General features: G+C 38.9%; 13 protein-coding genes. All 13 read right to left on the reverse strand.

From position 1 onward, the window contains the following. Positions 1 to 170 precede the first annotated feature (170 nt). Positions 171 to 806 carry a uridine kinase gene (gene udk / locus N178_RS10795; RefSeq protein WP_028411675.1) on the reverse strand — a complete coding sequence of 212 codons (636 nt, stop codon included), beginning with the start codon at positions 804 to 806 and terminating at the stop codon, positions 171 to 173. 7 nt (positions 807 to 813) lie between these two features. Further along, on the reverse strand, positions 814 to 2,076 hold the full coding sequence (locus N178_RS10800) for a peptidase U32 family protein (RefSeq protein ID WP_028411676.1): 1,263 nt from the start codon (positions 2,074 to 2,076) through the stop codon (positions 814 to 816). Between the two features lie 39 nt (positions 2,077 to 2,115). Further along, positions 2,116 to 3,045 carry a peptidase U32 family protein gene (locus N178_RS10805; protein WP_045292104.1) on the reverse strand — a complete coding sequence of 310 codons (930 nt, stop codon included), beginning with the start codon at positions 3,043 to 3,045 and terminating at the stop codon, positions 2,116 to 2,118. Next, on the reverse strand, positions 3,042 to 3,698 hold the full coding sequence (locus tag N178_RS10810) for an O-methyltransferase (protein ID WP_045292106.1): 657 nt from the start codon (positions 3,696 to 3,698) through the stop codon (positions 3,042 to 3,044). Before N178_RS10810 ends, N178_RS10805 begins: the two co-directional genes overlap by 4 nt. A gap of 181 nt (positions 3,699 to 3,879) precedes the next feature. Continuing rightward, the gene (gene mltG, locus N178_RS10815) at positions 3,880 to 4,983 is read right to left on the reverse strand and encodes an endolytic transglycosylase MltG (protein ID WP_045292109.1); all 1,104 of its coding nucleotides are present in this window, start codon (positions 4,981 to 4,983) and stop codon (positions 3,880 to 3,882) included. Between the two features lie 412 nt (positions 4,984 to 5,395). Further along, complete coding sequence (locus N178_RS10820; protein WP_013059285.1) at positions 5,396 to 5,680, reverse strand: DUF1292 domain-containing protein; 285 nt, start codon at positions 5,678 to 5,680, stop codon at positions 5,396 to 5,398. A 154-nt stretch (positions 5,681 to 5,834) separates the two neighbouring features. Continuing rightward, entirely contained in the window at positions 5,835 to 6,251 is a 417-nt protein-coding gene (gene ruvX / locus N178_RS10825; protein ID WP_045292110.1) for a Holliday junction resolvase RuvX, read from the reverse strand. Continuing rightward, positions 6,252 to 6,521, reverse strand: a complete 270-nt coding sequence (locus tag N178_RS10830) for an IreB family regulatory phosphoprotein (protein ID WP_013059287.1) — start codon at positions 6,519 to 6,521, stop codon at positions 6,252 to 6,254. Positions 6,522 to 6,605: 84 nt separating this feature from the next. Continuing rightward, positions 6,606 to 9,239, reverse strand: a complete 2,634-nt coding sequence (alaS, locus tag N178_RS10835; RefSeq protein WP_045292112.1) for an alanine--tRNA ligase — start codon at positions 9,237 to 9,239, stop codon at positions 6,606 to 6,608. Positions 9,240 to 9,627: 388 nt separating this feature from the next. After that, complete coding sequence (locus tag N178_RS10840; protein ID WP_028411681.1) at positions 9,628 to 10,689, reverse strand: AI-2E family transporter; 1,062 nt, start codon at positions 10,687 to 10,689, stop codon at positions 9,628 to 9,630. Positions 10,690 to 10,802: 113 nt separating this feature from the next. After that, positions 10,803 to 10,937 carry a YrzQ family protein gene (locus N178_RS25895; RefSeq protein ID WP_013059291.1) on the reverse strand — a complete coding sequence of 45 codons (135 nt, stop codon included), beginning with the start codon at positions 10,935 to 10,937 and terminating at the stop codon, positions 10,803 to 10,805. Positions 10,938 to 10,962: 25 nt separating this feature from the next. Beyond that, a complete protein-coding gene (locus N178_RS10845; RefSeq protein WP_013059292.1) occupies positions 10,963 to 11,154 on the reverse strand; it encodes a hypothetical protein in 192 nt (63 codons plus the stop codon). Positions 11,155 to 11,295: 141 nt separating this feature from the next. Then, complete coding sequence (recD2, locus tag N178_RS10850) at positions 11,296 to 13,653, reverse strand: SF1B family DNA helicase RecD2 (protein WP_045292114.1); 2,358 nt, start codon at positions 13,651 to 13,653, stop codon at positions 11,296 to 11,298. Positions 13,654 to 13,673 lie beyond the last annotated feature (20 nt).

A 13,673-nucleotide genomic window follows, 5' to 3' on the forward strand; every position in this document is an offset into this window, starting at 1 on the left:
ATTTCTGTATGTACAAAAAATTTTCCACTCTGTGGAAAAATCAGTTAATAGAGAAATGACAGCTTCAAAATAGAAGCTGCTCGTTTCTCTATTCTTTATAATGTTTGTGTTTAGTTAGCAGAATATGTCTGCATTGTCTTCAAAAAAATTCCTGCATCTATGCTATGTTATTATAAAATGGCATTTTGTTCAAGAATTGTTTGAATTTTAGTGACCATCAAGTCAATCGCTACGTGGTTTTGACCGCCTTCAGGAATGATAATATCTGCATAGCGTTTTGTTGGTTCAACAAACTGATTATGCATCGGGCGAACGACAGATACGTATTGATCAACAACTGACTCAAGCGTACGCTCTCGTTCTTTAATATCACGAAGCATACGACGAATGATACGAAGATCCGCATCTGTATCTACGTATAGCTTGATATCCATTAAATTACGCAAGCGCTGATCTTCTAGTACAAGAATACCTTCTAAGATAATAACATCTTTTGGTTCTTCTTTAATTACCTTCTCAGAGCGCGTATGAATTGCGTAATCATATACCGGTTTGTCAATGCTCTCATAATTTAATAAGTTTTGCAAGTGTTCAATCAGCAAATCATTATCAAATGCTAGAGGATGATCGTAATTTGTTTGCAAACGCTGTTCAAACGGTACATCGCTTTGATCTTTATAATAATAGTCTTGCTCAAGAAGCATAATAGAATGCCCTTTAAAATACTCATAAATAGCTTTGGTTACAGTTGTTTTACCAGAACCGGATCCACCAGCGATACCGATTACAACGGGCTTTTTCCCCATTTTATATTTAAATCCCCTTTCGCATCATGTTATATGAAAATAGAGGTTGGTCCACTTTAAATTTCACAATTTGCAGCGGATGACGCGCAGCATCTAGTTCATTGCCATCTTCGTCCCAAATTTTATCTATTTTTTGCGTAAAGTTTTTAATTTCCGGACCAAAAAATTCCACTTCTTCTCCCGGTTTAAAATAGTTACGCTGTTGCAATGTCACGATGCTTGTTTCTTCATCATAATTCAATACTAAACCAGCAAAATCAAATTTTGTTTTCTTGCCGTGTACGCCAAACATTTGTTCATCCACTCCAGGAACCCCTTCAAAAAAGGCGGGAGCCGTATCGCGGTTCGCACATTTGTCTAGCTCATCAAGCCATTCTTTTTGAATCACAAAATTCTCAGGATCTGCACAGTATGCGTCAATCACTTTGCGATATACGCTCACCACTGTTGCAATATAGTGGATCGATTTCATACGTCCTTCAATTTTCAAGCTATCAATACCCAGCTCAATCATTTGAGGGATAGATTGAATTAAATTTAAATCTTTTGGACTCATTGCAAACGGATCGTCTTGCTCATCAAATAAAGGCGTTTCCGTTTTACCGTCTTCTACTTTAAATAAATCATAGTCCCAACGGCATGATTGACAGCAGCCTCCACGGTTTGAATCACGCGCTGTCATGTGGTTACTTAGCACGCAGCGGCCTGAATAAGCAATACACATCGCTCCGTGAATAAAAGCTTCAATTTCAATATCCACTTTTTCTTTCATTTCGCGCATTTCTTCAGCACCCGTTTCACGAGCAAGTACAACACGTTCTAATCCTTCTTCTTTCCAGAATTGAACGGCTTTCCAGTTTGAAAGTGATTGCTGCGTACTTAAGTGTACTTCAAGCTTAGGTGCAACGCGTCGACAGGTTTCGATAATTAACGGATCAGCTACGATGATTCCAGAAACGCCAGCGCGCTCTAATCCCATTAAATAATCTTCAAGTCCGTCCATATTTTCATTGTGAGCAAAAATGTTTGTTGTAACATAAATACGTGCGCCGTATTTGTTTGCAAACTGAACACCTTCTGCCATTTCTTCAAATGTAAAGTTATCTGCATTTGAACGAAGGCCAAACTCTTTTCCTCCGATAAACACAGCATCTGCTCCATAGTGTACGGCAACTTTTAATTTTTCAAGGTTACCGGCTGGAGCTAACAACTCAGGCTTTTTAGTAATAACTCGTTTACCTTCTACTACAGTATCGATTTGAACAGCCATCGTTTGTACCTCCTTTGTTTATCTTTCTTTGCATGCTTTTTAATATACCGTTTCTTTAAAGAAAAACCCTGTGTCTAACGGGCGGTTAATTGGCTGCAAGCTTTCAATTTCTTCTAACAAATCGTCTTTAACGTTTTCGTATTCTTCACGGTCATCTACACATAAATCAATCGCTTGACGATATTTTTTTGTTACTTCTAAAATATATTGCGGTGACTTTAATACGCCGTCAATTTTAAATACATCTACTTCAGCGTCAATCATTTCGGAAAGCTCATCGATAATGCACATATCATTTGGACTCATAATATGCGTTCCATTTTCATCTTCGAAAATTGGATACTTATTGTTTCGCTCATTATCAAGTAAAAACATATCTTTTTCTACTTTACGATTTTCAATTTCCATGACTTTTCCTTGATACTCAAAGTAGTTGCCAAGAAGTGAACGTTTCGATTGGAACATACACGTCATGCCATGCACCTGAACTTCAATTTCTACTTCGGCTTTTTCTTTGATATCAATGATGCTATCCATGCTTAACTCACGAGCAAGAACTGCACGCTTAGCTCCTTTGCGGCCCCAGTAGTTACATGAATACCAGTTTGTTCCCGTTGTTTCGGTACTCCAGTGCATTTTCATTTCTGGAGCCGTTTCACGCACTGCCATTAATACAGCAGGATCTCCAAATACAATCGCATCTACGCTTGCTTCTTTTAAGAATAAAATATATTCATTTAATTCGGCGATCTTATCATTGTGAAATAATCCGTTCATCGCTACGTAGACTTTTCCATTATGCTGATGAGCAATATTTACAGCTTCTACGATATCTTCACGTTTGAATTCACCTGCTAAACGCAAACCGTAGCGCTGTTCACCAACCATAATAGCTGTTGCTCCAGCTTGTAGTAATGATTCGATTTCCGAAACTGCAGTTGGTGTCACTAATAGTTCTGGTTTTTTCATTCTTGGTCACCTCTTTTAATACTAATCGCGATTCCGTCTCCAATAGGGAGAATAGTTGTATAATAATCGGGATGATTCATCAGCCACGTATTGTATGCCTGAATTTTTTTAATTAAGCTGCGGCGTCGACGTGTTTCTACTTCCGCCAAATCGGTCGCTACGTGACCTTTAAATAGTACGTTATCCGAAATAATCATTCCTTTAGAAGATAGCATCGGCTCATAATGTTCAAAAAAACGCTGATACTGACCTTTAGCTGCATCGATAAAGACTGCATCATAAGGACCATGACGTTCAATTTCATCTCTAAGCTCTAGTGCATCTCCAAACAACGACACAATTTTATCTTGTTTTCCCGCCCGTTCAATAAACTCTTGCGCTTTTTGGTAACGCTCTTCATTTCGTTCCACCGTAACCACTCGTGCCTCTGGAAGCGCATGGGTCATTCGAATAGACGAATATGCAATCGCTGTTCCAATTTCTAATATATGTTTTGGCTGATGAAGACGAAGAATTTGCAATAGCGTTTCAACACCAATCAATTCCATAATCGGAACGTGATGTTCTTCTGCATAAGCTTCCATTTCTTCAATAAGCTCCTGGCGCTTAGGAATAAGCTTTTCCACATACTGCTCTACGTTTTGTAAAAGCAAAACACTTCCTCCGTTCTCAGAAGTACATTTTACATTATGTTTTCATAACGTTTCATTACTGCAAAATAGTAAGACAACTAGTCTATTATAAGTTTTTTTCGTTTTTACGTAAACCCGATATATTTTAACATAAAAGATGGGGAATGCGAAGTATCGCGATTCCCCAATTTTAAATTTCTAATTATTTTTCGGTATTTTGCTTTTCTTTACCTGTAATATGCTTGGCTTTTTCTTTGTTATGTTCTTCTAACGTTTTGGTAAAAATAACTTTTCCTTCAGGTGTAGCCAAGAAGTATAAATAATCTGTATTGGCTGGATGCAACGCAGCTTTGATTGACATCAGCCCAGAGCTGGCAATTGGTCCTGGAGGCAACCCTTTTACTTTATACGTATTGTAAGGAGAATCCACTTCTAAATGCTTATAGAACACCCGGTCTCTATGCTCTCCTAAGGCATATAATACGGTTGGATCCGTTTGAAGAGGCATGTTTTTTTCAAGGCGATTATAAAAGACGCTGGCAATTTTTTCTCGGTCGACTTTCGCAGTCGCTTCCTCTTCAATGAGAGAAGACATTGTTAACAGTTTATGCGCACTGAATTTTTTCTTTTCCATTTGCCCACTGTACTGACCTAATACATTATTTGTTTTCCCTACCATTTTATCCAATATTTCATCTAACGACACATTTTTATCATAAAAATCATACGTAACGGGATATAAATAACCTTCTAGCGGATGTTTAATATCTTTTTGCATCACTTCATCCGTTACTAAATCTGGATACTTTTCTTTCATTTTATTAATGAAAGCCTTATCATCTAGCTTTTTCATGACTTCGTCTTTTGTAAACTTTGTATTTTTAGCAATGATATCAGCAATTTCGACAAGCTGGCGCCCTTCTGGAATGGTGACACGAATATCAGGTTGTTTTGAAACCTCGCCTTTTTCCATTTTTTCAACCATTTCCCCTAAGCTCATGGAAGGAGAAAATAAATACGTTCCAGCTTGAAATCCAGATACATGGGTTAATTTTACGTAATAGCGAAATGCACTTTTACTTTTAATTAAATCTTCTTTTTTCAATACCGTACCAATCGATTGAACGGAAGAACCTTGTGGAATGGTCACATTTACTTTTTTATTGCTGTTTCGATCCACGGGCGTTAAGCGGGATTGAGCATAGAAAAATGCACCGCCAACAAGTAAAAGAAGTACGATAATTGTAATAAAAATAACTCGTTTTTTTCTTGAACGATTAGGTGGTAAAAATGTTTGTTGCGACAAGCAGCTTCCTGGTTAAATCTACTTCTGTAAAAGAAGATACAACCAGTTTCACCTCTTTTCTTCTTGATTTTTTGTAAGTATGAACAGAGAGGAGACATGAGATTGCGATTCATTCGTATCTCCTATAGGTGTGAGATGGTATCGCTTCCTTAAACTATCGCCTCTCCTAAAATTTTTCCATGATTTATGTTATTGTCTGCCCAAAGTCTAGTTTCATCCGTTCAAACAATGAATTCTTTTATGAAAATGCACTCTCACACGCAGGAATTATTATACTACAATTTATCTCATTTTTCGTCATTATCATACAATCTCCCCTAAGAATGCAAGGAAAAACCTTTTTTTATCTAAAAAGAACAGCCACTATGTAAAAAAAAGCTGATAACAATTGTCATCAGCTTTTTCACTATAATTATTCGCCTTCTTCGTCAAGGAATGTGTTAACCATTTCCTCAACCATGTCCCACTCTTCTTCTGTTTCAATCGGTTGAAGCTCACCGTCTTGACCGTCTTCACTTGGTGTGAAAGCAGATGCATGAATTTCAATTTCTTCTTCATCATCTTGGTCTGCTCCGATTGGATAGTAAATTACATATGATTTGTTATATTGATCAGAATCAAATGTGAATAAAATTTCGCATAGCTGCTCATTTCCATTCTCATCGACGATTGTAATTTTATTTTCTTCTACGCTCATGTTTGCACCTCATTTTATATTGTAAGCTCTTAGCTTAACTTTTTCTTCAGCGAAAAGCAAGCTGTTCAGTTATTTCACTTCCCTTTTACGTACAAAAGAATATGCAAAAGGGAAAGTCATAACTTGTCAGCTTAAGCAAAGCCTGCTGCTTTTCTTATTGCTTGCTGTCTAAGTATCCTTGAAGAATCATAACAGCTGCCATTTTATCAATTACTTTTTTGCGTTTCTTGCGGCTTACATCGGCAGACAGCAGTACTCGCTCTGCTGCCATCGTCGACAAGCGCTCGTCCCACATCATCGTTTCAATGTTAAGTTTTTCTTTGACGTTGTCAGCAAACTCGATGCACGCTTCGCCTCGAGGGCCAATCGTACCATTCATATTTTTAGGAAGACCCACTACGACTTTCTCTACGGAATATTCATCAATTAACTGCTGTAAACGAGGATATGATTGTTCCATCTGCTCATCTGCAATTTTAATTGTTTCAATTCCTTGCGCTGTCCATCCCATTTCATCACTAACTGCCACACCAATTGTTTTGGTTCCTACATCTAATCCTAATACGCGCATTTATGAATCCTTTCGATGCTGTTGTAAATAAGATTTAACAAGTTCTTCAATGAGCTCGTCTCGCTCTAACTGGCGAATTGTGTTTCTCGCATCGTTATGACGAGGAATGTAAGCAGGGTCTCCTGATAACAAATACCCAACGATTTGGTTGATCGGGTTGTAGCCTTTTTCTTGCAGTGCGTCATAAACCGTAAACAATACTTCATGTACGTTTGTTTCAGCTGGCTCATCTTGAAAATTAAATTGCATGGTTTTATCAAATGAACTCACGGTCCCACCTCACTCTCTTAATTTGTGAACACATTGTGCACTATGCTAAGTCTTATTTATATTGTACACCAAGAAAGAGGAGAATTAAACGGATTTAACCCATTCTTCTACAGTGCCAAGTGCTTTTTCAATTTGGCTAGCGTCTTTTCCTCCAGCTTGCGCCATGTCAGGACGTCCGCCTCCGCCTCCGCCGCAAATCGTCGCTACTTCTTTAACAAGTTTGCCAGCATGATGGCCTTTAGCAATTAAATCTTTTGTTACACCTGCAATAATATTTACCTTTTCACCTTGTGGAGAAGCTAATACAATCACAGCAGATTCTAATTTTTGTTTTAAATCGTCAACCATCGCACGAAGGTTATTCATATCCGTTGCATTCACTTTCGCTGCTAGTACATTCACACCATTAATGTTTTGCACGCGGTCAACAAGATTGCCAGCTTCAATATTGCCAAGCTTTGTAGATAGCGAATCATTTTCACGCTGAAGATTACGAATTTCTTCTAGCAATCCTTCAACGCGCCCTACTAAATCGCGCGGGTTGGATTTTACTTTTGCCGCAGCTTCTTTTAGTAAGCCTACTTGATCATTCATTAACTGATAGGCAGCTTTTCCAGTTACAGCTTCAATACGTCGAGTACCTGCACCGATTCCGGACTCTGACACAATTTTAAATAAACCGATAACAGATGTATTTGGCACGTGACATCCACCACATAATTCTAAGCTGTAGTCGCCTACTTGTACTACGCGCACGATATCTCCGTATTTCTCACCAAATAGCGCCATTGCACCCATCGCTTTTGCTTCGTCAATTGCTTTGTTTTCAATTTGTACAGAGATGCTGTCCCAAATCTTTTCATTAACGATTTGTTCAATTTTCTCAAGCTCTTCTTGTGTCACTTGACCAAAGTGAGAGAAGTCAAAGCGCAAGCGATCCGCTGTTACTAAAGAACCCGCTTGATTAACATGCGTTCCTAACGTATCTTTTAGTGCTTGATGCAATAAATGCGTTGCCGTATGGTTTTTCACAATCGCACTGCGGTTTTCTTCATCAAGTGTCGCCTTGTATGTTTCACCTTTTACAAGCTCTCCGTTTGTTACAGATACCGTTTGGACATTTTGGCCGTTTGGCGCTTTTTGAACGTCTTTTACTTCCGCTGTTCCTGCAGCGCTTTGGATTGTACCTTGGTCCGCAATTTGACCGCCGCTTTCTGCGTAGAATGGCGTGTGGCTTAAGATAACTTGCGCTTCTGTTCCAGCTTCAGCGCGGTCAACAAGCTCTCCGTCTACAATAATTGCTTCAACAACTGTTTCTACTTCATTTTTATCATAGCCAACAAACTCACTTGCAACGGTTACTTCACCAAGTACGCCGCCTTGAACTTGCATAGAACTAGAATCTTGACGAGCAGCACGCGCACGCTCACGCTGTGCTTCCATTTCACGTTCAAAACCTGCATGATCAATTTTCATGTTCTCATCTTCTGCATATTCTTCCGTTAATTCAACAGGGAAGCCATACGTATCATATAAACGGAACACATCTTCGCCTTGTACCGTATCACTGTTTTGCGCTTTTTCTTTTTTAATAACCGTTGCCAAAATAGCTAGTCCGTCATTTAACGTTTCGTGAAAACGCTCTTCTTCATTTTTTACAACGCGCTGGATAAAATCCGTTTTTTCCTTTACTTCCGGATAGAAATCAACCATGATTTCACCTACTACCGGCACCAGCTCGTACATGAACGGACGATTAATGTTTAACTTTTTAGCATAGCGAACTGCTCGGCGTAATAAACGACGCAGCACATACCCGCGGCCTTCATTTGAAGGAAGCGCACCATCACCTACAGCAAATGTTACCGTACGAATATGGTCAGCAATGACTTTAAATGCCGTATCTTGCTCATCATTTGTACGATATTTAGCGCCTGAAATGTTTTCTGTTGCTTCAATAATTGGCATAAACAAATCTGTATCAAAGTTTGTTTGCACATCTTGAATAACAGAAACCATGCGCTCTAAGCCCATTCCTGTATCGATGTTTTTCTTTGGAAGCGGCGTGTACGTACCATCAGGATTATGATTAAACTGAGAAAATACAAGGTTCCAAATTTCTAAATAACGCTCATTTTCTCCACCTGGATATAATTCCGAATCAGTTAGGTCATTACCATATGCTTCTCCGCGATCATAAAAGATCTCTGTATTTGGACCGCTCGGACCTTCTCCGATATCCCAGAAGTTACCTTCTAAACGAATGATGCGCTCTTTAGGCACACCCATTTTTTCATTCCAGATCTTAAATGCTTCTTCATCTTCAGGGTGAACTGTTACAGATAGCTTATCTGCATCGAATCCAATCCATTTATCGTTCGTTAAGAATTCCCATGCCCATTGGATTGCTTCCTCTTTGAAATAATCACCGATAGAGAAGTTACCAAGCATTTCAAAAAACGTATGATGGCGAGCAGTTTTACCTACGTTTTCGATATCGTTTGTACGAATAGATTTTTGCGCGTTACAAATACGCGGATTTTGAGGAATAACTCGACCATCAAAATATTTTTTTAATGTAGCTACTCCACTGTTAATCCATAATAAAGATGGATCTTCATGCGGGACTAAAGATGCGCTTGGTTCTACATCATGGCCTTTTTCTTTAAAGAAATCTAAATACATTTGACGAACTTGTGCTGACGTCAGTTTTTTCATGATTGGTCCTCCTTTAATACTCTTCTTATTTATAGACAAAAAAATGATGACATAAAAGCATCTATTTTCTCTGTGTCCAAAAGCAATTGCTAGTTATTTGCACACAAAAAAACTCTCATCCCTGTAGCAGGGACGAGAGTTGAACTCGCGGTACCACCCTGATTATAAATGCCAAAAGCATTTATCACCTTCATAGCGTTAACGTTGCTGACACGGCAGGTTTTAGCCTGCACTCTGGACTAGCGTTCAGCTGCTCTTTGTTTAGCGCTTCTTTCAGCCAAGGAAGCCCTTCTCTAAAAACCAGTGTGCAACGTACTCGATCCATCATTGTGTTCAAAATATGTAGCGTTTTCTTATGGCGATATTATGACAAATTAACCGCTCTTTGTCAATGTTTGAGCGTATAAGAGCGAATATGCAAAATAGATATTTTAACGACTGCTAAAATTGGCACAGCCAAAATGAGACCCAATACTCCTCCAAACTCTCCTCCTAAAAGGAGCGCAAGCATGATAAACAAAGGATGAATATGAAGGCTCTTTCCTACGATAAGCGGAGACAGCACATTTCCTTCTAGAAACTGCAGCACAAAGATAATAATGACAATGGTAATAACCAACTTTATCGAGATAGTTGCTGCAATAATAGCTGCTGGAACCGCACCAATAATCGGGCCAAAATACGGAATGATATTCGTTACGCCAATAATAAAGCCTAAAAGAAGTGCATAAGGTACATGAAAGAACCAAAGTGCTGCTGTGGCAATCACACCAATAATGAGACAAACAAAAAATTGTCCTCTAATATAATTGCCAAGCGATTCATTCACATCCGATAAAAAACGTTCGCCTGGTTTGTGCCACTTTTTCGGTGTGACATAAGCTGTTGCTTTCTTAATAGAGGAAAAATCCTTCAGCATATAAAAAACAATAAATGGAATAATGATTAAAATCAAAAAAGAGGTAATCAATGATTTTAATCCTTCCGCCACTTTTGTAAGCCACACGTTGAGCGTAGCCTCTACATCATCAATGCTGCCTTCAATTTTCTCATGTACACCGTTTGGAAGTGAAGTTGTACGATCATGAATCGATTCTACCCAATGTCTATATGTATTCGTAAAATGAGGCAGCTGTTCATTTAAATCTTTTACTTGTTCCACAAAAATAGGATACGACTTATAGGCTCCGAACCCGATTCCTCCAAAAAAGATAATGTAGATCAGTAAAATAGCTAGAGGACGAGGCACGCCTTTATCATGCGTTTTTTCAATAAGCGGATGAAGTAAATATGTAATGAATGCTGCAATAAAAAAAGGCAGCAGTGCTTTTAAAAACATGTAAATAACAGGCAGCCATAAAAACTGGACTTTAAAAAAGACTAATACGCACAGCAGTGCTAATAACAGCAGTCCGAATCTATAGAACCATTTGAATGAACTATCTTTCAACGTAAACTCCTCCTCCCTTCTATTTTTTGATAAAGAAAGGAGTTTATACATGCAGTTGTATCTTCTGCCTGCAAAAAAGCACTATTGCAGCTCAGTGCAATAGTGCTTTTTTATTAGTGAATAGCTTTCATCATACGTTTACGCATTTTTTTCATATTTCTTTTTGTAAACATCTCTCGATCATCTGCCATTTTAAATGCATAAGCTCCAAGACCGAAAGCGACTACTGACGGAATGATTCTGCCCATTGCTCTTCCTCCCGGTAAAAAAGAATTAGAAATTGATTGTGCGCTCGTCATCTGAGAACAAATCATCAAGCGAGCTCAATGTTCCATCTTCTTCTACTTGGTGAGTATTAATTTGTCCTTTTGAAATAGTCATTTCAATAAAACAATTCCAGCAGTAATACTGATTTACACCAATTTTGCCAACGTCAATACTTTTACAGTTTGGACATTTAAACAAAGTCGACACCTCTTTATACGTTCTACTTATATAAACGCATTATGTCCACTTCTTTCCATGTCCATACTTTATTTTCTGACAATTAGCAAAGAAGGATGGCAACAAAGGAGTTTATTTAACTCTTTGTTAGCATGCGAAAGGTTACATGAAATCATACGGCGTAACGTTTTCCATCCCAATATTTGCATCTTTCATAAATGGAATTTCGGGATCTTCTATGTCGTTATCCAAGCTTTCTCGAAGCAGGGGCTGTAAATTCGTCTGGCGAACGCTGTCTTCATTCCGGCTGACTCCAAACTGAAACGCTTCGTCTTCGCCGCATAAAATTAAAAACTGTTTGCTTCGCGTAACGGCGGTATAAAGTAAATTGCGTCGCAGCATCCGGTAATAGCTTTTGACAATTGGAAGCACAACAATGGGAAATTCACTTCCCTGTGATTTATGAATGGAACAGCAGTATGCATGAGTTATTTGATTAAAGTCTTGTTTTGTATAAGTTACTTCGTTTCCTTCATATGAAATAACCAGCATATCCTGTTTTTCCGTATTTTCTTTGGCAAAGAAAACTGAGACGATTTCTCCCATATCTCCGTTAAATACGTTGCTATCCGGCTGATTGACAAGCTGCAGCACTTTATCTCCGACTCGGTACGTAATATCTCCGTGCTTAAGCTCTCTTCTTTGCTCAGAAGCCGGGTTAAATAATTCCTGAAGAACTTCATTCAGTTTATCAATCCCTGCAGGACCTTTATACATAGGAGCTAGAACTTGAATATCTTTAGCCGTATAGCCTTTTTTTAACGCATTCCCGCAAACTTGTTGCACGACGTTCGTGATGTGCTGTCCTTGACAGCGAATAAAGGAACGATCTCCTTGCTGCCTCGATAAGTCTTCCGGAAGCTTTCCTTTTTTTATTTCATGAGCCAAATCAATAATCGACGATCCTTCTGCTTGCCTGTATACATCTGTCAGACGGACGGTAGGAACTACTTCTGAACTCAGTAAATCTTTTAACACCTGTCCCGGACCTACTGAAGGAAGCTGGTCTTCGTCTCCAACTAAAATAACCTGTAAATTAGCAGGAAGAGACTTAAACAGCTGATGAGCAAGCCACAAATCTACCATCGATACTTCATCCACAATCAATAATTTTCCGTCAATTGGATTCTCCTCATTATGGTCAAATCCTTCTTGTCCGTTCCATTTTAATAATCTGTGAATCGTAACTGCCGGAAGTCCGGTCGCTTCGCTCATTCGTTTAGCAGCGCGTCCAGTAGGTGCCACAAGTAAAACAGGAAAAGCTTCATCTTTTTTATAATCCCCTGGATTTAACGAACATCCGTGAAGTTCTGCATAGAGTTCGACTATTCCTTTAATAACCGTTGTTTTCCCTGTACCTGGTCCACCTGTTAAAAGAAGCATTGGAGACATTAAAGCAGTTTGTATGCCCTTGCGCTGAGACGGTGCATATTGCACGTCTAATCGCTCTTCTAGTTCACCTAAAGCTAGTAAAAATTCTGATTCTGGAAACTGCTCTTCGTATTGCGTTTGGGCCATAATTTTTTGAATAGCTTTAACCAGCCCTTTTTCAGCATAGAAAAGGGGAGGAAAATAAATTTTTTCGTCTTGAATGATAAGCTTTTTGTCTGCTTTTAATGCGTCCACTTCTCTTGTAAGATCCATTTCAGACAGATTCTCATGCCTGCTTTTTCGAAGAAGCTCTGCTGTTTTTCCGTACAGCTGATCTGCCGTGACGTATACATGTCCCATTTGATTACATTCTTGCTCAATGACGTATAAAATACCTGCACGCAAACGATCAGGATGGTTGGTTGCCATACCAAGCCTCTTTCCAAGTTCATCGGCCCTGCTAAAACCAATACCTTGAATATCTTCTACGAGCTGATAAGGATTATTTTGAACAATTTCAAGCGCTTCTTGTTTGTACGCTTGGAAAATCTTCATCGAAAGCTGCGGTCCAAACCCGAGGTCTGTCAGCTTTACCATTACTTCTTCTAACCCTTGATGTTCACGAAGCTGCGTTACTAAAGCCTCTGCCTTGTCGGCTGAAAGCCTCGGAACCTCTTTTAGCACGGACTCATTTTGCAAAATACGAAAAATAGCGCGTTCTCCTAGGGCGTCCACAATATTTTCAGCGGTTTTTTTACCGATTCCGTGAAATAAATCGCTTGATAGGTACTGAACAACCCCTTGCCTTGATTGCGGAAGTTCTTTTTTAAACTGCTCAACATGAAATTGCAGACCAAACTTTGGATGCTCTTTGAAGTCCCCGTAAAATGTATATACTTCATCTTCATTAAGCTTAGGAAAATAGCCTGTAACGACCGTTTCTTTATCTTCAATCTCTAAATTTGTTTTTTTGATCCGTATCCGCGTAACGTTATATAAGTTTTCTTCGTTATGAAAAACCGTTACAATTGACGTGCCGCTTATATAATGACGTTCTGGCTGTGAAGGGTTCACTAGTTCTTCGTTCATGTTATCCTTCCTTTACCCGC

It is taken from the genome of Priestia aryabhattai B8W22 (assembly GCF_000956595.1).
GTDB lineage: Bacteria > Bacillota > Bacilli > Bacillales > Bacillaceae_H > Priestia > Priestia aryabhattai.